Origin of the sequence: Streptomyces sp. NPDC007084 (assembly GCF_040703595.1) — a bacterium.
Taxonomy (GTDB): Bacteria; Actinomycetota; Actinomycetes; order Streptomycetales; family Streptomycetaceae; genus Streptomyces.
Genome location: NZ_JBEYFY010000024.1, coordinates 51478 through 72417, shown reverse-complemented (window position 1 = coordinate 72417; position 20940 = coordinate 51478). Strand labels below are relative to the sequence as shown.

At 72.0% G+C, this 20940-nt stretch carries 16 protein-coding genes and 1 pseudogene; 3 read left to right on the top strand and 14 right to left on the bottom strand.

The genetic code is table 11. From position 1 onward, the window contains the following. Positions 1-49 precede the first annotated feature (49 nt). Entirely contained in the window at positions 50-811 is a 762-nt protein-coding gene (locus AB0912_RS20760; protein WP_366701744.1) for an alpha/beta hydrolase, read from the top strand. Between the two features lie 19 nt (positions 812-830). Here the strand turns inward: AB0912_RS20760 and AB0912_RS20755 are convergent, their stop codons facing one another. Continuing rightward, positions 831-1793 carry a LysR substrate-binding domain-containing protein gene (locus AB0912_RS20755; RefSeq protein WP_366701742.1) on the bottom strand — a complete coding sequence of 321 codons (963 nt, stop codon included), beginning with the start codon at positions 1791-1793 and terminating at the stop codon, positions 831-833. Between the two features lie 62 nt (positions 1794-1855). Between AB0912_RS20755 and AB0912_RS20750 the strand changes: the two genes are divergently transcribed. Continuing rightward, entirely contained in the window at positions 1856-3169 is a 1314-nt protein-coding gene (locus AB0912_RS20750) for an MFS transporter (protein WP_366701740.1), read from the top strand. A 693-nt stretch (positions 3170-3862) separates the two neighbouring features. After that, complete coding sequence (locus AB0912_RS20745; protein WP_366701738.1) at positions 3863-4933, top strand: sigma-70 family RNA polymerase sigma factor; 1071 nt, start codon at positions 3863-3865, stop codon at positions 4931-4933. Positions 4934-4972: 39 nt separating this feature from the next. Here AB0912_RS20745 and AB0912_RS20740 read toward each other — a convergent pair. The 13 genes and pseudogenes from AB0912_RS20740 to AB0912_RS20680 all read right to left on the bottom strand — a co-directional run. Further along, positions 4973-5212 (bottom strand): annotated as a pseudogene (locus AB0912_RS20740) (hypothetical protein); the annotation flags it as partial. 107 nt (positions 5213-5319) lie between these two features. Further along, positions 5320-6603, bottom strand: coding sequence for a thymidine phosphorylase (locus AB0912_RS20735; RefSeq protein WP_366701825.1), 1284 nt, complete (start codon positions 6601-6603; stop codon positions 5320-5322). A gap of 88 nt (positions 6604-6691) precedes the next feature. Further along, entirely contained in the window at positions 6692-7102 is a 411-nt protein-coding gene (locus AB0912_RS20730; RefSeq protein ID WP_366701736.1) for a cytidine deaminase, read from the bottom strand. Beyond that, complete coding sequence (locus AB0912_RS20725; RefSeq protein WP_366701734.1) at positions 7099-8364, bottom strand: ABC transporter permease; 1266 nt, start codon at positions 8362-8364, stop codon at positions 7099-7101. Before AB0912_RS20725 ends, AB0912_RS20730 begins: the two co-directional genes overlap by 4 nt. After that, complete coding sequence (locus AB0912_RS20720) at positions 8361-9482, bottom strand: ABC transporter permease (protein WP_366701732.1); 1122 nt, start codon at positions 9480-9482, stop codon at positions 8361-8363. The genes AB0912_RS20725 and AB0912_RS20720 overlap by 4 nt, the downstream gene beginning before the upstream one ends. Beyond that, on the bottom strand, positions 9482-11185 hold the full coding sequence (locus AB0912_RS20715) for an ABC transporter ATP-binding protein (RefSeq protein WP_366701823.1): 1704 nt from the start codon (positions 11183-11185) through the stop codon (positions 9482-9484). The genes AB0912_RS20720 and AB0912_RS20715 overlap by 1 nt, the downstream gene beginning before the upstream one ends. A gap of 243 nt (positions 11186-11428) precedes the next feature. Further along, positions 11429-12481, bottom strand: a complete 1053-nt coding sequence (locus AB0912_RS20710; RefSeq protein ID WP_366701730.1) for a BMP family ABC transporter substrate-binding protein — start codon at positions 12479-12481, stop codon at positions 11429-11431. Between the two features lie 396 nt (positions 12482-12877). Continuing rightward, positions 12878-13927: a BMP family ABC transporter substrate-binding protein gene (locus tag AB0912_RS20705; RefSeq protein ID WP_366701728.1), complete on the bottom strand. Its 1050-nt coding sequence runs from the start codon at positions 13925-13927 to the stop codon at positions 12878-12880. 303 nt (positions 13928-14230) lie between these two features. Beyond that, positions 14231-15451 carry a M20 family metallopeptidase gene (locus AB0912_RS20700; protein WP_366701820.1) on the bottom strand — a complete coding sequence of 407 codons (1221 nt, stop codon included), beginning with the start codon at positions 15449-15451 and terminating at the stop codon, positions 14231-14233. A 581-nt stretch (positions 15452-16032) separates the two neighbouring features. Beyond that, positions 16033-17112: a hypothetical protein gene (locus AB0912_RS20695; protein WP_366701726.1), complete on the bottom strand. Its 1080-nt coding sequence runs from the start codon at positions 17110-17112 to the stop codon at positions 16033-16035. A gap of 38 nt (positions 17113-17150) precedes the next feature. Then, a complete protein-coding gene (locus tag AB0912_RS20690; protein ID WP_366701724.1) occupies positions 17151-18086 on the bottom strand; it encodes an N-acetylneuraminate synthase family protein in 936 nt (311 codons plus the stop codon). A 13-nt stretch (positions 18087-18099) separates the two neighbouring features. Next, positions 18100-19428 (bottom strand): N-acylneuraminate cytidylyltransferase, encoded by a 1329-nt coding sequence (locus AB0912_RS20685; RefSeq protein ID WP_366701722.1) that lies wholly within the window; start codon positions 19426-19428, stop codon positions 18100-18102. A gap of 74 nt (positions 19429-19502) precedes the next feature. Next, positions 19503-20819: a DUF6716 putative glycosyltransferase gene (locus tag AB0912_RS20680; RefSeq protein ID WP_366701720.1), complete on the bottom strand. Its 1317-nt coding sequence runs from the start codon at positions 20817-20819 to the stop codon at positions 19503-19505. Positions 20820-20940 lie beyond the last annotated feature (121 nt).

Here is a 20940-nt window from a genome sequence, read left to right as displayed (position 1 = left end):
GACCGTGCGGACGGGTGGCGTACACCGATGCTTCTGACACTGTTCTGTCATGGCACAGCAAGCGACGCCGGTTCGCATGGCCCGGCTGGGGAGGGCGCTCGGCCCGGAGCCGACGGCGGTCAGCGGGGTTGTTCTGCTGCTGCCCGGCGGCGAGGAGACCTCGGCGCGAAGACCCTCCCCCCTGATGGCGACCGCCTCCGTCCGCGCGCTCGGCCGCAGACTGGCCCGGAGCGGGCGGGCGGACGGCCTGGTCACGCATGTCGTGCACTACCGGGTGCGCGGCTGGAACGGCGCCGAGGCCCATCTCGCGGGCGACGCGACCTGGGCGGCGGACGAGGTCGTACGACGCTACGGCGACGTCCCCGTCTGCCTGGCCGGGATCGACATGGGCGCCCGGGCGGCGCTGCGGGCGGGCGGGCACAGCGCCGTCAACTCCGTGCTGGCGCTGGCCCCCTGGCTGCCCGAGGACGATGTCGCGGCACCACCCGAACCGGTGAAGCAGCTCGCCGGGCGCCGGGTGCTGATCGTGCACGGCACCAACGACGAGCGCACCGACCCGGAGTTGTCCTTCCGGCTCGCGGCACGCGCCAAGAAGGCCAACCGCGACATCTGCCGCTTCGAGGTCCACTCGGACGGGCACGCGCTGCACCAGCACCGGCACGAAGTCATCGCCCTCGCCGAGGACTTCGTGCTGGGCTCACTGTTCGGCCACTCCTACTCCCGGCCGGTCGAGGACGCGTTCGCCGCGCCGCCGCCGCTGGGCCTGCGGATGCCGCTGGCGGCGGGCTTCGGGCGGTCGCTGCGCCGGTAGCCCGCCTCTTGAGGGGCGATCAGTCGGGCAGCAGGCGGCCTCTGCGGGAGAGCAGGAACTTCTTGAACGCGGCCACCGGCGGGGTGTCGGGGTGGCCGTCGAGCCAGGCGACACCGATCTCGCGCACGGCCCGTGGCGCGGTGACCGTCAGCTCCACGACTCCCGGGCGGGCGACGGCCGGCGGCGGCAGCAGGGCGACGCCGAGGCCGGCCGCGACCAAGCCGCGCAGCGTCTCCGCCTCCTCCCCCTCGAACGCGATGCGCGGCCGGAACCCGGCCTGCCGGCACAGGTCGTCGGCGATCCGGCGCATTCCGTATCCGGGTTCCAGGGTCACGAAGGCCTCGTCGGCGGCCTCGGCGAGACGGACGCGTTTGCGGGCGGCCAGCGGATGGTCGGCGGGCACGACGAGCCGTAGCTTCTGCTCGTCGAGGCGGCGGCCGACCAGGTCGGGGGCGTCCGGCACGGGCGAGGTGAGGCAGAGGTCCAGTTCGCCGGAGCGCAGCCGCTCCAGCATGGCCTCGCCGTAGTTCTGCACCAGGCTGAAGCGCACCCGGGGATGGTCGGCGCGGAAGGCCCGGATCAGGCCCGGCACGGTCTCGGAGCCCATGGTGTGCAGGAAGCCGAAGGCGACCTTGCCGGTGGCCGGGTCGGCGTCCGCGCGGACCTCGTCGGCGGCCCGCTCGATCTCCGCGAGGGCGCGCTCCACGGAGGCGAGGAAGGTGCGGCCCGCCGGGGTGAGCGACAGGGTGCGGCCACGGCGGGCGAACAGGTCGACGCCGAGGTCCTGTTCGAGCCGGACGAGTGAGCGGGAAAGGGTGGACTGCGGTACCCGCATCTCCTGCGCGGCGCGCGTGACGTGCTCGGTGCGGGCGACCTGGGCGAAGTGGGCGAGGCGCGGGGCGAGCACGGCGGCCATGCCCCCGGTGTCTTCTGTGTCACCGGACAGTGACAGGTGAGCTTCTGACCTCTGCTGATGCGCCATGGGAACGATTATGGCGATTCCATGCATTGGACGGATGAGCGGCGGGTCCTTACCTTCGGGGCATGCCTTCCGCCAGTACCGGGGCGTCCACCACCGTGGACGCCACCTCGCCCGCCCCCGTCCCCGCCGTCGCCGCCGCCGGCCCCGGCGGCGACGCCACCGACTCGCGTATGGCCCCCGGCGGGCCCGGCTACCGCCGGATGAGCTTCGCGCTCTTCCTCGCGGGCGTCGCCACCTTCGCGCTCCTCTACTCCACGCAGGCCCTCCTCCCGCTGGTCTCCGGGGAGTTCGCGGTCAGCGCGAGCGAGGCGAGCTGGACGGTGTCGGCGGCGACCGGCGGACTCGCGCTGTTCGTCCTCCCGATGAGCGCCCTCTCGGAACGCTTCGGGCGCCGTACGGTCATGACGGCGTCCCTGGCGGTGGCGGTGACCGTCGGTCTCCTCGTGCCCTTCGCTCCGTCGATCGGCGCGCTGGTGGCGCTGCGGGCGGTGCAGGGAGCGGCGCTGGCCGGCCTTCCCGCGTCGGCGACGGCGTATCTGGCGGAGGAGGTCCGCCCCAAGGCGCTGGTCTCCGCGATCGGGCTGTTCGTCGCGGGCAACAGCGTCGGCGGTATGAGCGGCCGGGTGATCACCGGGTGGGTCGCCCAGGAGTGGGGCTGGCGGGTGGCCGTCGGCGTGATCGGGCTGCTCGCCGTGGCCTGCGCGGTCGCCTTCCGGCTGCTGCTGCCCGCGCCCCGGCACTTCAGCCAGGGCTCGCTGCGGCCCCGGGTGCTGGCCCGCACGGTGCGCGACCATCTGGCGAACCCGCTGCTGCGCCGGCTGTACGCGATCGGCGCGCTGTTCATGATGGTGTTCGGCGGGGTCTACACGGTCATCGGCTACCGGCTGACCGAGGCGCCCTTCTCGCTCCCCCAGGGCATCGTCGGCTCGGTCTTCCTGGTCTACCTCGTGGGCACGGTGTCCGCGTCGACGGCGGGCCGGCTGGTGGACCGGGTCGGCCGCCGCGGCTCCCTGTACCTGGCGGGCGGCACCACGACCGCGGGTCTGCTGCTCTCCCTCGGGGACTCGGTGGTCCTCGTCCTGCTGGGCCTCGTGCTCATCACGGCGGGCTTCTTCGCGGGCCACGCGGTGGCGTCCTCGTCGGTGAGCCACACCGCGCGGCACGGCCGGGCGCAGGCCTCGGCGCTCTACCAGTCGGCGTACTACATCGGCTCCAGCGCGGGCAGCACGCTCGGCGCGGTCGCCTTCCACGCCGGGGGCTGGGCGGGCACGGTGGTCATGGGCCTGCTGGCGGTGCTCGGCGTGGTCTCCATCACCCTCCTCGGCACTCGCGCGGCCCGGACGGCGGCCCGCAGAGGCCCGGCCCTGGCCCACTGAGGCGAGCCCGTACGCCGGTACGTGCGCCCCTGACGGCCCCGGCGGCGGCCCCCGGCCTCAGCCTCTGACGCCCGGCTGTACGGCGGCACTCACGCGGACTGCCGCCCGGCCCTACGGCGGTACTCGCGCCCCCGAGGACGCGGCGGAACCGGCCCCTCGCCTCACCGTCGGACCAGTCGACCGGCCCCCTCGCCCGCCGGGGGGCCGCCGCGCGCCGACGCCGACGGCCCGCCGAGCCGCCTCCCGGGGGGACACCGGCCACCCGGGGGGGGCGGTGCGTGTGCCGCTGACGGACCCTGAGCACCGGTGCCGACGAACCCGACGAACACCTGCACCCGCCGCCCCGCCCCTGACGGACCCGGCGGACATCGGGCTCGCTCGCGGCCTGCCCGCAGACAGCCCCGCCCACCGGACTCGGGAGCCCGCTCACGGACAGCCGCCGCGTACCCGTACCGGCCCGCGAACGGCCAACCGCCCAAGGCTTGCTCAACGCCCGGCTCCCACAGCCGCCGCGCCCCAGCCCGCCACCTGGACGCGGGGACTGGCCGACGGGGCGCGGAACGCCTCCGGCGCCGCCCCCGCGACCTGCGGGTTTCCTCGCTCCGGGGGCCATTGTCAGTGGGCTGCGGTAGCTTCCGAAGGACCGGCGCAATGGTGCGCGGGGCGGAGAACGGCCACAGGGGTGGGTTGGCTATGAGCGAGGGCACGGCGACGACGGCAGACCTGGACGTCCGGCTGGAGAAGCACCGGGTCGAGCTGACCGGGTACTGCTACCGGATGCTCGGCTCCTCCTTCGAGGCCGAGGACGCGGTGCAGGACACGATGGTCCGCGCCTGGCGCAGCTACGACAAGTTCGAGGGCCGTTCCTCGATGCGCTCCTGGCTGTACCGGATCGCGACGAACGTCTGCCTGGACATGCTCAGCGCGGGCAACCGCAGAGCGCGCCCGATGGACCTCACGGGCCCCTCACCGCTCGCCCAGGCGGCGCTCGCCCCCCGCCCGGACAACACCTGGCTGGAGCCGATGCCCGACGCCCGCGTGCTGCCCATGACCGGGGACCCGGCGGAGACCGCGGTCGCCAAGGAGTCCGTGCGGCTGGCCTTCATGGCGGCCCTCCAGCAGCTCCCGCCCAAGCAGCGGGCGGTGCTCATCCTGCGCGAGGTCCTCGCGTGGAAGGCGAGCGAGGTCGCCGAGCTGCTGGGCACGACGGTCGCGTCGGTCAACAGCGCGCTCCAGCGGGCCCGCGCCACGCTCGCCGAGCGCGAGGGGGAGGGCGCGGACGCGGCCACCTCCGACCCGCTCGACGAGGAGCAGCAGAAGCTCCTGGAGCGCTATGTGGCGGCGTTCGAGGGCTACGACATGACGGCGCTGACGGCGCTCCTCCACGAGGACGCGATCATGACGATGCCGCCGTTCGACCTGTGGCTGCGCGGCACGTCGGACATCACCGGCTTCATGACGACGCTGGGCGCCGCGTGCGCGAACTCGCGGCTGATCCCCGTCGAGGTGAACGGGCTGCCGGGCTTCGCCCACTACAAGCCGGACGAGGAATCCGGCGGTTACATGCCGTGGGCGGTGCAGGCGCTGGAGATCTCAAAGGGCCGGATCACCGGGTTCCACTGCTTCCTCGACACCGCGCGCTGGTTCCCGCTGTTCGGGCTCCCGCTCCATCTGGACGGCCCGGAGGAGGCCACGGCACTCGCCGTCTCCGGAGCCGGCGGCACCGGAAGAGATGTCGAAGCGGAGGCCGACGAGGTCGAGTAGGGCGCGCAGGGCGGGGTCGGGGTCCTTCAGGCGTATCCGGCCCCCGGCCCGCCGGGCGGTCAGCTCCAGCCGGGCCAGCGCGTCGACGGCGGCGAGACCGGGCGGCCCGAGCCCGGCGACATCACAGACCACGACCCCGCCCCCGGCCGCCTCCAGCCGGGCACGGACGTCGTCACACAGCCGGGACACCTCGTCCCGGGTGACGAGTCCTGGCAGCACGAGTACGGCGGGTGTCGCGAAATCCACACTCAGTAGACCGCCGAGCCCCCCGGAACTCATCGCCGCGACGACCGGGGCGACGCTTGTCACCGGCACCTTGTGCCGAACGCCGGACGGGACCGGTGGGGGTCCACCGGTCCCGTCCGCCCGGAAGGGGAAACCGCAGGTCAGGCGATTCGTTCCAGCACCACCGGGGTCGGGGTGAAGGGCGTGTTCGTCGGGGCGATGTCGAAGGCGGTCCGCGTTGCCTGAAGGGCGTAGTCGAAGCGGTCCGGGGTGTCCGTGTGGAGGGTGAACAGGGGCTGGCCCGCGGTGACCGTGTCGCCCGGCTTGGCGTGGAGTTCGACGCCGGCGCCCGCCTGCACCGGGTCCTCCTTGCGGGCGCGTCCGGCGCCGAGCCGCCAGGCGGCGATGCCGATGTCATAGGCGTCGAGGCGGGTCAGTACGCCGGAGGACGGGGCGGTCACCACCTGCTGCTCGCGGGCGACGGGCAGCGCGGCGTCCGGGTCGCCGCCCTGCGCGGCGATCATGCGGCGCCACACGTCCATCGCGGAGCCGTCGGCGAGCGCCTTCGCCGGATCGGCGTCGGGCAGGCCGGCCGCGTCGAGCATCTCGCGGGCCAGGGCGATGGTCAGCTCGACCACGTCGGCGGGGCCACCGCCGGCCAGGACCTCGACGGACTCGCGGACCTCCAGCGCGTTGCCCGCGGTCAGGCCGAGCGGCGTGGACATGTCGGTGAGGAGCGCGACGGTCTTCACCCCGTGGTCGGTGCCGAGCCCCACCATGGTGGAGGCCAGCTCACGGGCGTCCTCGATGGTCTTCATGAAGGCGCCGGAGCCGACCTTCACGTCGAGGACCAGCGAACCGGTGCCCTCGGCGATCTTCTTGGACATGATCGAGGACGCGATCAGCGGGATCGCCTCGACGGTGCCGGTGACATCGCGCAGCGCGTAGAGCTTCTTGTCGGCGGGGGCGAGTCCGTCACCGGCGGCGCAGATGACCGCGCCGGTGGTGTCGAGGACGTGCAGCATCTCCTCGTTGGAGAGCAGCGCGCGCCAGCCGGGAATCGACTCCAGCTTGTCCAGGGTGCCGCCGGTGTGGCCGAGGCCGCGCCCGGAGAGCTGCGGCACGGCGGCGCCGCACGCGGCGACGAGCGGGGCCAGCGGGAGGGTGATCTTGTCGCCGACGCCACCGGTCGAGTGCTTGTCGGCGGTGGGGCGGGAGAGGGACGAGAAGTCCATGCGCTCGCCGGAGGCGATCATCGCGGCCGTCCAGCGGGCGATCTCACGGCGGTTCATGCCGTTGAGCAGGATCGCCATGTTGAGCGCGGCCATCTGGTAGTCGGCGACCTCGCCGCGGGTGTACGCGTCGATGACCCAGTCGATCTGCGGATCGCTGAGTTCGGCGCGGTCCCGCTTGGCGCGGATGACGGACACGGCATCCATGGACAGAGCTGACACGGCGGACATGGCTTTCCTTCCAAAAGGTGAGCGGCCCCTCCGGGCGACGGTCGGTCGCGCAGGGAGGGGCCGCACGGCGTTACTGGCGGAGATGGGCGGGCCCGAAGGCCTGCGGCAGCATCTCGGAGAGGGGCAGGCGCCCGTCCGGTGTCTCCACGACGAGGCCGGGCCCGCCGAACTCGAACAGGAGCTGCCGGCAGCGCCCGCACGGCACGAGGATCTCGCCCCGCCCGTCGACACACGTGAAGTGCGTCAGCCGGCCGCCGCCGCTGTTGCGCAGCTCGGAGACCAGACCGCACTCGGCGCACAGCGAGAGCCCGTAGGAGGCGTTCTCGACGTTGCAGCCGGAGACGGTGCGGCCGTCGTCGACGCGGGCGGCGGCGCCGACCGGGTAGCCCGAGTAGGGGGCGTAGGCGCGGTGCATCGCCGCGCGGGCCACCTCCCGCAGCCGCTCCCAGTCGGCGGGCGCGAGGTCCGCGCCGGTGGTCACTTGCCCTGCCCCTTGCGGTACGGCAGGCCGTCCGCCTTGGGCATGCGCAGGCGCTGCGCCGACAGGGACAGGACGAGCAGCGTGATGACGTACGGCGTGGCGGAGACGATCTGGTTCGGCACCTCGTTGGTCAGCGAGTACCAGAGGAAGACGAGGACGCCGACGGCCAGGGTGGCGACCGCGGAGACGTACTTCTTGCGCACGCCGAGCCAGATCGCGCCGATGAGGAGCAGGATCGCGCCGAGCAGCAGCAGGGCGTGCACGTTCTCCGAGCCGCCGCGCAGGTTGAGGCTGTCGGTGTAGCCGAACAGGCCCGCGCCGAGGGCGAGTCCGCCGGGCATCCAGTTGCCGAAGATCATCGCGGCGAGACCGATGTAGCCGCGGCCACTGGTCTGGCCCTCCAGGTAGAAGGGGTTGGCGACGATGGACAGGAAGACGCCGCCGAGGCCGGCCAGACCACCGGAGATGATCACGGCGAGGTACTTGTACTTGTAGACGTTGACGCCGAGCGACTCGGCCGCGACCGGGTTCTCGCCGCAAGAGCGCAGGCGCAGGCCGAACGGGGTGCGCCACAGGATCCACCAGGTGCCCGGGATCAGCGCGATGGCGATCAGGGTCAGCCAGGACACGTTGGTGACCAGGCCGCCGAGCAGACCGGCGATGTCCGAAATGAAGAACCAGCCCTTGGAGTTCAGGGTGGTCAGCCAGTCGGAGAGTCCGGGCACGGTGAAGTGGCCGAGCGTGTCGACCGGCGGGGACTGCTTGGCGGAGCCGCCCTGCTTGCCCTCGAAGGCGAGCGGGGAGAGGTAGCGGGTGGCGCCGAGGGCCAGGATGTTGATGGCCACACCGGAGACGATGTGGTTCACGTTGAAGGTGACGGTGATGATCGCGTGCAGCAGGCCGCCGACGCAGCCGCCGATGATGCCGACCAGGACACCGGTCCAGGGGCCCCACTGGTAGCCGGCCCAGGCGCCGAACCAGGTGCCGAGGATCATCATGCCTTCGAGGCCGATGTTGACGACGCCGGAGCGCTCGGCCCACAGACCGCCGAGACCGGCCAGCCCGATCGGGACGGCGAGCTGGAGGGCGGTCGACATCTGGCTGACGTTGGTGATGCCGTCGGCGCCGGTGATGATGCGGACGATCGAGGTCAGCGCCAGGCCGCCCGCGATGACCAGCAGGAGGACGGGAAGCGACATCCGGCGGCCGGTGGGAGCCGCGGGTTGCAGCGTGGGCTGGTTGACGTCGGTTGCGGTGGTCATCGGCCAGCCACCTCCTTCTGGGTGTTGTCGGTGGCGAGGGCGTGGCCCGCGGCGAGTTCCGCGCCGACGCGGCGCTGCTGGCGGCGCAGGCCCCACTCGCGCACGGACTCGTAGGAGACGACGACGGCGATCACGATCAGGCCCTGCATGATGACCGCGATCTCCTTGTCGTACCCGTGGAAGTCGAGTTCGGGAGACGCCTTGTCGAGCCAGGCCCACAGCAGGGCCGCGAAGGCGATGCCGACGGGGCTGTTGCGGCCGAGCAGGGCGATGCCGATGCCGAGGAAGCCGATGCCGGTGGGGAAGTTGAGGCTGTACGTGTGGGTGTCGCCGAGGAGGATCGGCAGGCCCGCGAGGCCGGCGATGGCGCCGGAGACGAGCATGGCGGTGAGCACCATGCGCTTGGGGTCGACACCGCTGGCCGCGGCGGCGGACTCGGAGGCGCCGGAGGCGCGCAGGTCGAAGCCGAAGCGGGTGCGGTTGAGGACGACCCAGTAGCCGATGCCGAGGACGGCCGCGAGGATCACGAGTCCGTAGATCTCGCCGGACTCGCCCATGTCGAAGCCGGGGACCCAGCCGGACTTGTGCATCTCGCCGGTGGTGTTGTTGTTGCCGAGCTTGACGCCGAAGACGTCGGGCAGCCACAGGTAGGCGATGACGGAGGTGGCGATCGCGTTGAGCATGATCGTCGCGACGACCTCGCTGACCCCGCGGGTGACCTTGAGGACACCGGCGATGCCGGCCCAGAACGCGCCGGTGCAGACGGCGGTCAGGATCAGCAGCGGCACCTGGAGCGCGGCCGGCAGCGCGACGTGCGCGCCGACGATCGCGGCCATCATGGCGGCGAGCTGGTACTGGCCGTCGACACCGATGTTGAACAGGTTCATCCGGAAGCCGATGGCGACCGCCAGCGCGGCGATGTAGTACAGCGAGGCCTGGTTGATGATCAGGACCTGGATGTCGGAGTACGTCGCCTGCTGGAACATGATCGAGTACGGCTCGAACGGGCTCTTGCCCGAGGCGAGCAGCACGACCGAGGTCAGCGCCACGGCGACGACGAGCGCGATGACCGGTCCGGCCACCCCGAGGAGCAGGCGCTCCTTGTCGAACTTCTTCATCAGCGGGCCTCGTCTTCCGGGGCGTCTTGCGGGCCGTCTGCCGGGGTCTCGGCGGGCTCTTCCAGCTCGGCCGCTTCGGCCAGCTCCTCGTTCTCCAGGTGGCCGGAGGCGGCGCCGGTCATGGCCGAGCCGAGTTCCTCCGGGGTGATGGTGGCGGGGTCGGCGTCCGCGACCAGCTTGCCGTTGTAGATCACCCGGAGCGTGTCGGACAGGCCGATCAGCTCGTCCAGGTCGGCGGAGATCAGCAGGACGGCGAGTCCCTCGCGGCGCGCCTCGCGGATCTGGTCCCAGATCTGCGCCTGCGCGCCGACGTCCACACCGCGGGTGGGGTGGGCGGCGATGAGGAACTTCGGCTGGTGGCTCATCTCGCGGCCGACGATCAGCTTCTGCTGGTTGCCGCCGGACAGCGAGGCCGCGGTGACGTCGATGCCGGGCGTGCGGACGTCGTACTGCTCGACGATGCGGCGGGTGTCCTGCTGGGCGCCCTTGATGTCGAGCCATACGCCCTTGGCGTTGGGCTTCTCGGTGACGTGCCCGAGGATGCGGTTCTCCCAGAGCGGGGACTCCAGCAGGAGGCCGTGGCGGTGGCGGTCCTCGGGGATGTAGCCGATGCCGCTCTCCCGGCGCCTGCGCGTCGACCATGCGGTGATGTCGCCGCCGGCGAAGCGGATGACGCCGGAGTCGGCGGCCTTGAGGCCGATCAGCGCGTCGATCAGCTCGGTCTGGCCGTTGCCCTCGACGCCGGCGATGCCCATGACCTCGCCGGCGTGGATGGTGAAGGAGACGTGGTCGAGGACGAGCCGGACGGTGCCGCGCTCCACCTCCTCCTTGAGCCGGTCCGCCGAGCCCTTGGCGAGCGAGCCGGAGCCCTTCGCGAGGACGGTGAGGTCCTCGACCTGGACGACGGCCTGGTCGGTGACGGTCGACTCGGAGGTCTCCGGGGTGGGCAGCTCGCTGCCGACCATCAGCTCGGCGAGCTGGCGGGGGGTCGTCTCGGCGGGGACGGCGGTGCCGACCGTCGTGCCGCGCCGGATGACGGTGATGTCGTCGGCGACCGAGAGGACCTCGCCGAGCTTGTGGGAGATGAAGATGACGGACAGGCCCTCGGACTTCAGCTCGCGGAGGTTGTCGAAGAGCGCGTCGACCTCCTGCGGCACGAGGACCGCGGTGGGCTCGTCCAGGATGAGGATGCGGGCGCCGCGGTAGAGGACCTTGAGGATCTCCACGCGCTGGCGGTCGGCGACGCCGAGTTCCTCGACGAGGACGTCGGGGCGGACGCCGAGGCCGTAGCGCTCGGAGAGTTCAACGATCTTGCGGCGGGCCTTGCCGCCGATGCCGTGGAGCTTCTCGCTGCCGAGGACGACGTTCTCGAGGACGGTGAGGTTGTCGGCCAGCATGAAGTGCTGGTGGACCATGCCGATGCCGCGGGCGATGGCGTCGGCGGGCGACGAGAAGGTGACCTGTTCGCCGCCGACGGCGATGGTTCCCTCGTCCGGCTTCTGCATGCCGTAGAGGATCTTCATCAGCGTCGACTTGCCGGCGCCGTTCTCGCCGACCAGGGCGTGCACGGTGCCCTTGCGGACGCTGAGGTGGATGTCGTGGTTGGCCACGACGCCCGGGAACCGCTTGGTGATCCCGGCGAGTTCGACGGCGGTCGCCTGACCGTCGACCGCGTCGGCCGGAGGGCTGCTGGACGCGTTGATGGCGCACTCTCCTGAGGGAAAGGGGGTCGTCTACGCGCGTAGCGCCCCTACGGCAACGAAAGGGGCCACGCGCCGCGAGAACGGGATACGGGGAGCCAGACTCCTCGTATCCCGTTGAGCGGACGTAACCCCGCGGTTACCAAGCGGGACCGGGGCGGGGCGGGCACCCTCGCGTGTCCGACGACACGGAGGCGTACCCGACCCTTCCCGGGACCGCATTGGCTGCTCCTGAGGTGTTGCTGGTCAGCTCGACTTGACCTTGATCTCGCCGCTGATGATCTTCTCCTGGGCCGCCTTGACGGCGTCCTGGATCGCGGTGTCGCTCTTGAACTTCGGGTTCGAGTCGGCCAGACCGACCTCACCCGACTTCAGATCGCCCCGTACGATACCGCTCTCCGGCTTACCGTCCTTGACCGACTTCGCCACGTTGTAGACCGCCTTGGCGACGTCCTTGGTCGCCGAGGTCAGGATCGAGTCCTTGTACTTGGCGAGGGCTTCCTGCTTGTACTGGTCGGAGTCGACGCCGATCGCCCAGACCTTCTTGGCGGAGGCGGCCTCGATGACACCCTGACCGGAGAGACCGGCCGCCGCGTAGACGACGTCGGCCTTCTTCTCTATCTGGCCCTCGGCGGCCGTCTTGCCCTTGTCGGGGCTGGAGAAGCCACCCTCCTGGGCGGTCTGGGTGAGGTACTGCGAGAGGACCTTCACGCCGGGCTTGGTGTCCTTGACGCCCTGCTCGAAGCCCGCCTCGAACTTGTGGATCAGCGGCACGTCCACACCGCCGACGAAGCCGACCGTGTTGGTCTTGGTGGCCTTGGCGGCGGCGACGCCGGCGAGGTAGGAGGCCTCCTGCTCGGAGAAGACCAGGTCCGCGACGTTCTTCGCCGTGACGGTGGAGTCGTCGACGATGCCGAAGGTGGTGTCCGGGTACTTCGCGGCGGCGGCCTTGACGGCGGGGCCGTAGGCGTAGCCGATGCCGACGACCGGGTTGTAGCCCTGCTTGGCCAGCGAGACCAGGCGCTGCGTCTTGTCCGCGTCCGTCTCGCCGTCGGTGGGCTCGACGTCGGCGGTGTCGTACTTGAACTCCGCCTTCGCCCGCTTCAGACCCGCGTACGCGGCGTCGTTGAAGGACTGGTCGCCCTTGCCGCCGACGTCGTACGCGATGGCGAGGCCCTTGTCCCCCTTGCTGTCCGTGGACGAGCTGGAGGAGGTCGAGGTGCCGCCACAGGCGGACAGAGCGAGGGCGAGAGAGGCGGTCGCAGTACCTGCGAGCGCGATGCGGGTAACCCGGCGCATGGTGTTGTGCTCCTGTCGTACAAGCGCCTGACGGTTCAGCTTCGGCGCTGGCTTCGCCGCAGATTAACGCGCGTAGACCAACTAGAAAACCCCTTCTGTCCACCTTGTTATGCGGCTGTGCCCGACGCCACCCGCGGGCGGGCCCGGGGCTTGCCGACCGCGAAGAGACGGTGGCTATGGGTGACCTCCGGGACGCGCGCCGCACGGCGTCCGGCCCCGGCGCACGGCGTCCGGCGTCCGGCCCGGCGCACCACGTCCGGCGTCTTGGGCGGCGCACGACGGAGCGGGCGGGCACCTGGGGTGCCCGCCCGCTCCGGGAGTCACGCGTCCGTCTCCGGCGCCGGGGCGGGGACGGCGGGGCCTGGCCCGCCGTGCCTCATCCGGCGTCCGGGGCGGTTAGGAGGTCTTGACCTTGATGGTGCCGTCCACGATCGCCGCCTTGGCCTTCGCGACGGCGTCGGTGAGACCGGAGATCTCCGCCATCTTCGGGTTGCTGTCGGCGAGGCCGACACCGTTGACCTTGAGGTCGAAGGTCTGCGTGCCGGTCAGCGGCTTGCCGTCGTGGACCGACTTGGCCAGCGTGTAGACGGCACCGCCGACGTCCTTGAGCGCGGAGGTCAGGATGTAGTCCTTGTACGCGGCCAGCGGCTCCTGCTTGTACTGGTCGGAGTCGACGCCGATGGCCCACTTCTTGTCCTTGGCCGCGGCCTGGATGACGCCCTGGCCGGAGAGACCGGCGGCGGCGTAGACGACGTCGGCGCCCTTCTCGAGCTGGCCCTCGGCGGCGGCCTTGCCCTTGTCGGGGCTGGAGAAGCCGCCCTCGGCGGCGGTCTGGGTGAGGTACTGCGAGAGGACCTTCACGCCGGGCTTGGTGTCCTTGACGCCCTGCGTGTAGCCGGCCTCGAACTTGTGGATGAGCGGCACGTCCACACCGCCGACGAAGCCGACCGTGTTGCTCTTGGTGGCCTTCGCGGCGGCGACACCGGCGAGGTAGGAGGACTCCTGCTCGGCGAAGACGAGGGAGGTGACGTTCTTGCCGGGCACGACCGAGTCGACGATGCCGAAGGTGGTCTTCGGGAACTTCGCGGCGGCCTTCTCCAGCGCGGGGCCGTAGGCGAAGCCGATGCCGATGACCGGGTTGTAGCCCTGCTTGGCCAGCGACTCCAGGCGCTGCTGCTTGTCGGCGTCCGTCTCGTTGTCGGTGGGCTCGATGTCGGCCGTCTTGTAGCCGAACTCCTTCTTCGCCTTCTCCAGACCGGAGAAGGCGGCGTCGTTGAAGGACTGGTCGCCCTTGCCGCCGACGTCGTACGCGATGGCGAGGCCCTTGGCGTCCTTGCTGCTGTCGCTGCTGCCGCTGTCGTTGCTGGTGCCGCCGCAGGCCGTGGCGGCGAGTGCGAGCGACGCGACCCCCACCGCGACGCGGGTCAGGCTGGCTATCCGACGCATCTGAAGCTCCCCATTCTCCAAAGCCCCGCAGTGGGTGCTGAGTTCGGCGCACATTAACGCGCGTAGACCATCCAGGGAACGGGGTTCCGCGTGGCCGTTATCCATTCGTGCCGGTGGCCGGTTACGTCCTTGTGAACCACCGGGCCGAAAGGTGCGTTCGGGGACGCGCCGCCCGCGCTCCGACGATGCGCAGACGACCGGCCGTCACGCTGTCGCGTGGCGGGACACCACGCTACGACGGGGGGTCGGCGGGCGCGACCGGAGTGAGCGGACGCGCCCGTCGGCCGGGGCGCCGGGGCCGGCTCAGGCCGGTTGGTCCAGGAGGGCCGCCGCGGTGAACATCTCGACGCCGACCGTGATGGCGTGCTCGTCCGCGTCGAAGTCGCCGCGGTGCAGGTCACGGGTGGTGCGCTCGCCCGGGGTGCGGACGCCGAGGCGGGCCATCGCGCCCGGCACGTGCTCCAGGTACCAGGAGAAGTCCTCGCCGCCGAGGCTCTGCTCGGTGTCCTCGATGGAGTACGCGCCACGCCGGGCGGTCATCGCGTCGCGGAGCAGGTCGGTGACGGCCGGGTCGTTCACCACCGGCGGGACGCCCCGGATGTAGTTGATCTCGGACTTGGCGCGGTAGAGGTTGGCGATCTCGTCGATGGCCGCGTGGACCAGGTCGGGGGCGGCCCGCCAGGCGTCGAGGTCCAGGCAGCGCACGGTTCCGGACAGCTCGGCGTGCTGCGGGATCACGTTGCAGGCGTGGCCCGACTCGATGCGTCCCCAGGTCACCGCGAGCCCGCTGCGGGCGTCCACGCGCTTGCCGACGAGGGCCGGCACGTCGGTGACGACCCGCGCGGCGGCGGTGACGAGGTCCGTGGTCAGGTGGGGGCGCGCGGTGTGGCCGCCCGCGCCGTCCAGGGACACTTCGAGCCGGTCGCACGCCGAGGTGATCGCGCCGTGCCGCAGTCCGATGCGCCCGGCGTCGACCTTGGGGTCGCAGTGCACGCCGACGATCCGGCCGACGCCTTCGAGGACCCCGGAGTCGATCGCGTCGGGGGCGCCGCCGGGCAGCACCTCCTCGGCGGGCTGGAAGATCAGCCGCACCGGGCGGGGCAGCAGCGCCTGGGCGTGCAGGTCGGCGAGGACGAGACCGGCGCCGAGCACGACCGTGGTGTGGACGTCGTGACCGCAGGCGTGCGCGCGGTCGGGAACCGTGGAGCGGTACGCGCAGTCACTCTTCGTGTCCGGGATGGGCAGGGCGTCGATGTCGGCGCGCAGGGCCAGCCGGGGCCGTACGTCGCCCGGGTCTCCGATGTCACAGACGAGGCCGGTGCCGATGGCGAGGACGCGCGGCGCGAGGCCCGCCTGCTCCAGGCGCGCCTTGATCGCCGCGGTGGTGCGGAACTCCTGGTTGCCCAGCTCGGGGTGCATGTGCAAGTCGCGGCGGAACGCCACGAGTTCGGCACGCAGTGCCTCGGGCAGCGCGCCGGGGAGCAACGGGTCCCCGGGGAGATCGGCCTCGGACTCTCGGGACATCAGTTGGTTCACCCTTTGAAGGGTAAGGCGACCCGGCGGTCAACTGACCCACGATCAACAAAAGTTCAGCCCGTTAGGGGAAGAAAATCTGACCGCCCGGCGCATAGCTGTCATCGGGGATGGGTAAACTCGCCCGGCTTTCCGGGCGATTGGATCTTGGACGGCGCTGGTGACCGGCGGTGATCCGGGTCGGCCGGGGGTCTCCCGCCGACACCTGTGGGGAACGCCCGGCCGACCCGGGCCCATTCCCGTACGTGTCTTTACGGTCTCATACGGGCGCGGGCGTTTTCCGGCGGCGGGGGCGGGGCGCCGTGCCGCAGGGGACCTGGGTGCGGCCACGCCGTCACGCTGTGTGACGTGGTGGCGTGCGGGGCGGGGTCATCGGGGCGCGGTCCTCTGGCGGCGCGGGGTCATCGGGGCGCGGGCCTCTGGGAGGGCGGCCCCTGGGGGCGCGGGGCTCGGGAACGCCCGAGAGCCCGGCGCGGTGGCGACGGGCTCTCGGGCGTGCGGTGCCGGGGCCGGTCCGGCGGTCGCGCGGCCGGGGCGGGCAGCTCGGGCGGGCCAGGACGGGCCAGGACGGGCTAGGCGATGGAGACGGCGGAGAGGCGGTGGACGTCGCGGGCCGTTCCCGTGACACCCGAGAGGAAGCCCTGCGCGCGGGGCGAGGCGTTCTCCGTGAGCCAGCTCGGGTCGATGTCGCAGACCGCGACCCGCACGTCGGTGCCGATCAGGGCCAGCGGCAGGGTGTGCACGACCGTCGACGGGAAGCTGAGGATCGTCCGCCCTATGGGGCCGCGGCGGGCGATCAGTTCCAGCGGCAGGTCGGGGCGGACGATCTCCAGCCCCGTCTCGGCCGCCAGCCGGTGCAGTTTGTCGGTGCTCTCGCGGCGGTGCGCGAAGTAGCGGGTGGCGCCGTGCGCCGTGGCGAGGCCGCGGACCGCCTCCAGGTAGCGGTCCGGGTCGACCACGCCCGTCTCGACGAGCGAGGTGCCGACCAGGTCCGCGCCCTTGGTGAGGCGCGGCGGGCCGAACCGGGAGCGGGTCCAGGAGAAGTCGTTGGCGGTGATCCGGACGCCGTCCGGCGCCGAGTCGATCGGCATCGAGGAGAAGACCTCGACGCGGCGGCGGCCGTTCGGGGTGAGCTTGCGGCGGGCCGCTCCGGACACGGGCGCGAAGAGCACGTCCCGGGGTCCGGGCCGGCCGCCGCGCCGGTGCCAGCGCACCAGGCGTTCCCCGCCCGCGAGTTGGGCGACGAACTCCATGGTCGCCGTGCCGTCGTCGACCACGACCAGGTCCTGGGCCCGGGTGATGGTCAGCAGGAGCTGTACGTACCGGGAGAACGGGTCCCCCATGACGATCCGCCGGGCGCGGCGCAGCATCGGCGCCAGTCCCCCGATGGTGTGGAAGGGGGCCGTGGTGCCGCCGCGCGCCTCCTCCCAGCGGACCGTGTGACCCTCGTCGCGGGCCAGCTCGGCCATCCGGCGGAGCTGGCCGCGCGTCATCGGGTCGTTGGGCGAGAGGACGACGAGGGTGAACCCCGCGCCGGGTGCCGCGGCGTCGTGGGCCTGGGTGTGCGCCCACTCCAGCACGTTGAGGAGCTGTACCGGGCTCTCGACGAAGGCGAGAGTGTGGGAGCCGGTGGAGCCGGTGCGGGGGCTCATCGTCGTACGACCGTCCCGTCGTAAGGAGTTCAGGGCGTTCAGACCGAGACGGGCTCGCCCGCGGCGGCGGCGATCTCGGCCTCGGCGACGACGCCCGGGACCCGGCGCAGCTTCTTCATCGGGCCGAGCTCCGACTCGTAGACCTTCTTGACGCCGTCGCCAAGGGAGGCCTCGATGGTGCGGATGTCGCGGACGAGGCGGGTGAGGCCCTGCGGCTCGACGGAGGCGGCCTGGTCGGAGCCCCACATCGCGCGGTCGAGGGTGATGTGGCGCTCGACGAAGGTGGCGCCGAGGGCGACCGCGGCGAGCGTGGTCTGCAGGCCCGTCTCGTGACCGGAGTAGCCGATCGGGACGTTCGGGTACTCGGCCTGGAGGGTGTTGATGACGCGGAGGTTCAGCTCCTCGGCCTGCGCCGGGTAGGTCGAGGTGGCGTGGCACATCAGGATGTTGTCGCTGCCGAGGACCTCGACGGCGTGCCGGATCTGCTTCGGCGTCGACATGCCGGTGGAGAGGATGATCGTGCGGCCGGTGGCGCGCAGGGCGCGCAGCAGCTCGTCGTCGGTGAGTGAGGCGGAGGCGACCTTGTGGGCCGGGACGTCGAACTTCTCCAGGAAGGCGACGGCCTCGGTGTCCCACGGGGAGGCGAACCAGTCGATGTTCTTGCTCTTGGCGTACTCGTCGATCTGGCGGTACTCGTCCTCGCCGAACTCCACGCGGTGGCGGTAGTCGATGTAGGTCATGCGGCCCCAGGGGGTGTCGCGCTCGATGTCCCACTGGTCGCGCGGGGTGCAGATCTCCGGGGTGCGCTTCTGGAACTTGACGGCGTCGCAGCCGGCTTCGGCGGCCGCGTCGATGAGCTTGAAGGCGTTCTCCAGCTCACCGTTGTGGTTGATGCCGATCTCGCCCACGACGTAGACGGGGTGGCCCGGGCCGGCGGTCTTCGAACCGAAGGTGCGCAGACGGGAGTTGCTCATGGTGAGACGTTCCTTACTTGTCGAGGGAGTCGAGAGAAGGGCCGAGGATCCAGCTGGCGATCTCTCGGATCGCGCCGTCGCCGCCGGGGACGGTGGTGACCGCGCGTGCGGCGCCGCGCACGACGTCGTGGGCGCTCGCGACCGCCACCGGCCAGCCCACCAGGGCGAAGCAGGGGAGGTCGTTGACGTCGTTGCCGACGTAGAGCACGCGCTCCGGCGCGATGCCCTGCTCCTCGCACCACTGCTTCAGCGCGAGGTCTTTCCGGTCGATGCCGTGCAGGACCGGGATCTTGAGTTTCCGGGCCCGGGCGGCGACGACCGGGTTCTGTTCCGTGGACAGGATCAGCATCGTCAGTCCGCTTCTGCGGAGGGCGGCGATACCGAGGCCGTCCCCGCGGTGCACGGAGACGAACTCCCGTCCGTCGGAGTCGATCAGCACCCGGTCGTCGGTCTGGGTGCCGTCGAAGTCGAGGACGACCGCGTCGATGTCGTCGGCGGTCGGCAGCGAGCCCGGCCGGTTCGCGTCGAAGAGCGGCGCGAGGGCGCGGGCGCGGGCGAGGTCGTGCGGGTCGTCGATCTCCAGCACGCGGGCCGGGTCGGTGCGCACGAGTTCGGTGCGGCCGAAGAAGCGGTGCCTGGCCACGCGGAAGCCGGTGGCCTCCATGGCGTAGACGGCACCGGTCTCCAGGAGGTCCTGGGGGCGGTCCTGGCGGCGCGGCCGGAAGGACTTGTCGTGGTTGACGCCGTAGCCGCCGCTGACGGCGGGGCCGGCGACGAGGGTGGCGGTGCCGCCCTCGACGGCCTCGCGGGCGCCCTCGACGGTCTCGCGGGCGCCGTCGGCGGCCACCGGGGCGGCGGGCTCGTCGTCGGCGTCGCGCCAGACGAAGCCGTGGAAGGGGGCCACGGTCAGGGCGGTGTCGGCGCCGTCGGCGAGGATCGCGTTCACGACGCCGTCCACGTCCTCGCGGATGATGAACGGGCTGGTGCACTGGACGAGCAGCACCACGTCGACCGGGGAGCCGTGCAGCGCCTCGTGGGCGTCCATGGCGTGCAGGACGGCGGCCTCGGAGGTGGCGGTGTCGCCGGCGATGGCGGCGGGCCGCAGCACGACCTCGGCGCCGGCCTGGCGGGCGGCGGCGGCGATGGCCTGGTCGTCGGTGGAGACCACGACGTCGGTCACGAGGCGCGCGGAGCGGCACTCGCGCACCGCGCGGGCCACCAACGGGACGCCGCCGACCGGGAGGAGGTTCTTCGCGGGGACGCCCTTGGAGCCGCCGCGCGCGGGGATCACCGCGAGCACGCGGCGCACCGGCGCGGCGTGGCCCGCTTCCGAGTTGGTCATGCGCTGTTCTCCTTGACGGGAGGCGAGAGGGGCGTGAGGGGCGGTGTGCCGGGCGCCGCCGGGTTCCGGGGCGGTCACAGGTCGCCCATCCGCCGGATCACCGGGGCGACGCGCTGGACGCCGTGCCGGTAGGCGCCGCGGGCGGCCCGGCGCACGATCTGCCGTACGGGGCTGGGCTCCCGGTCCGCCGCGGGGGCGCCGGGCAGCGGGCTGCCGTCCGGGCCGAGGTGATGGCGGGCGAGGATGCCGGGCAGATAGCCGGGCGCGGTGCGGGGCGTGTAGTAGGGGGCCAGAGGCGGCAGCTTGTCCGCCTCCAGCAGCTCGGTGATGCGCGTCCGGGCGGCGTCGAAGGCCTTCTCGTAGGCGCCGCCCTCGGCCGCGACGCCCTGCCGGGCGACCCAGGCGGGGTCGGGCACCGGCCGGTACCCCTCGTCGAGCCGGTCCCAGGAGGCGAGGCAGCCGGAGCCCACGAAGTGGTGGTTGCCGAGCGCCTCGCGCACCCCGAGGTCGGTGAGCACGACGGTGGGGATACGGCGGTGCAGGGACTCCAGGGCGGCCGTCGAGCTGATGGTGACGAGCAGGTCGGTGCGGTCGAGAACCTCGCCCATGTGCCCGTACACCAGCCGGAAGTTGGCCGGCGGGTCCGCCTTCTGCACCAGCTTCTGGTAGGGCAGTTCCTCGATGTGCGTGGTGTGTTCGCCCGGCTTGGAGCGCAGCTTGAGCAGGACCTCGCGGTCCGGGTGCAGCCGCGCGTGCCGGATCAGCCGGTCGAGCAGGTACGTACGGTCCTTGCGGTTCTCCGGTACGGAGGGCTGGGCGGCGAAGACGACCGTGTACGGGTCGTTCTCCTGGTAGGCCGCCCCGCCGAGGAAGGGCAGCGCGACCTCGGTCACCGACCCGGCGTCGGCGCCGACCCCCTCGTAGACCTCGCGGAAACGGTCCGCGTCCTGGCGGGAGTTGGCGAGGACCAGGTCCGCGCCGTGCCGCAGCAGGAGTCCGTCGGCGAGCTTCTCGTAGACGACGCCGACGTAGCCGGTGACGACCACGGGGCGCCTGGGCCGGCCGTCCCAGGCGCGGGCCAGTCCGTGCAGCACCGCCTGGACGGCGCCGCCGACCAGGGCGAGGACGACCACGTCGTAGGGGCTGTCCTCCCGGCCCAGCTCGCGCAGGAACTCGACGGCGGTGACCTCGCGGAGGGAATCCGCGCGGACGCCGACCTCTTCGAGCTGGCGGGCGGTCGGGGTGGCACGGCCGCGCAGGAGGAACCCGTCGAGGCGGATGTCCGAACCGGCCGGGCGGACGCGGCTCGCGGTGAGCGAACCCCATTTCCACCGGGTGTCGGAATCCGCGAGGACGGCCACCCGCAGAGACTTCGTGGTACTTGCTGGCACGTCCAAGACGCTAGGAAGCCATTTCGAGGAGCGGCCCAACCCGAATGCAACAAACGGTTAACAGCACACCGACGAATGGCGAATCAGCCCGGGGAGGGGCCGGAAAACGACGCGGTTCACG

Coding starts and splice junctions, on each gene's coding strand:
- AB0912_RS20720 (WP_366701732.1), bottom strand. CDS start 9,482: ATGAAGAAGTTCGACAAGGAGCGCCTGCTCCTCGGGGTGGCCGGACCG.
- AB0912_RS20690 (WP_366701724.1), bottom strand. CDS start 18,086: ATGAGCAACTCCCGTCTGCGCACCTTCGGTTCGAAGACCGCCGGCCCG.
- AB0912_RS20685 (WP_366701722.1), bottom strand. CDS start 19,428: ATGACCAACTCGGAAGCGGGCCACGCCGCGCCGGTGCGCCGCGTGCTC.
- AB0912_RS20750 (WP_366701740.1), top strand. CDS start 1,856: ATGCCTTCCGCCAGTACCGGGGCGTCCACCACCGTGGACGCCACCTCG.
- AB0912_RS20745 (WP_366701738.1), top strand. CDS start 3,863: ATGAGCGAGGGCACGGCGACGACGGCAGACCTGGACGTCCGGCTGGAG.
- AB0912_RS20700 (WP_366701820.1), bottom strand. CDS start 15,451: ATGTCCCGAGAGTCCGAGGCCGATCTCCCCGGGGACCCGTTGCTCCCC.
- AB0912_RS20695 (WP_366701726.1), bottom strand. CDS start 17,112: ATGAGCCCCCGCACCGGCTCCACCGGCTCCCACACTCTCGCCTTCGTC.
- AB0912_RS20710 (WP_366701730.1), bottom strand. CDS start 12,481: ATGCGCCGGGTTACCCGCATCGCGCTCGCAGGTACTGCGACCGCCTCT.
- AB0912_RS20725 (WP_366701734.1), bottom strand. CDS start 8,364: ATGACCACCGCAACCGACGTCAACCAGCCCACGCTGCAACCCGCGGCT.
- AB0912_RS20755 (WP_366701742.1), bottom strand. CDS start 1,793: ATGGCGCATCAGCAGAGGTCAGAAGCTCACCTGTCACTGTCCGGTGAC.
- AB0912_RS20705 (WP_366701728.1), bottom strand. CDS start 13,927: ATGCGTCGGATAGCCAGCCTGACCCGCGTCGCGGTGGGGGTCGCGTCG.
- AB0912_RS20760 (WP_366701744.1), top strand. CDS start 50: ATGGCACAGCAAGCGACGCCGGTTCGCATGGCCCGGCTGGGGAGGGCG.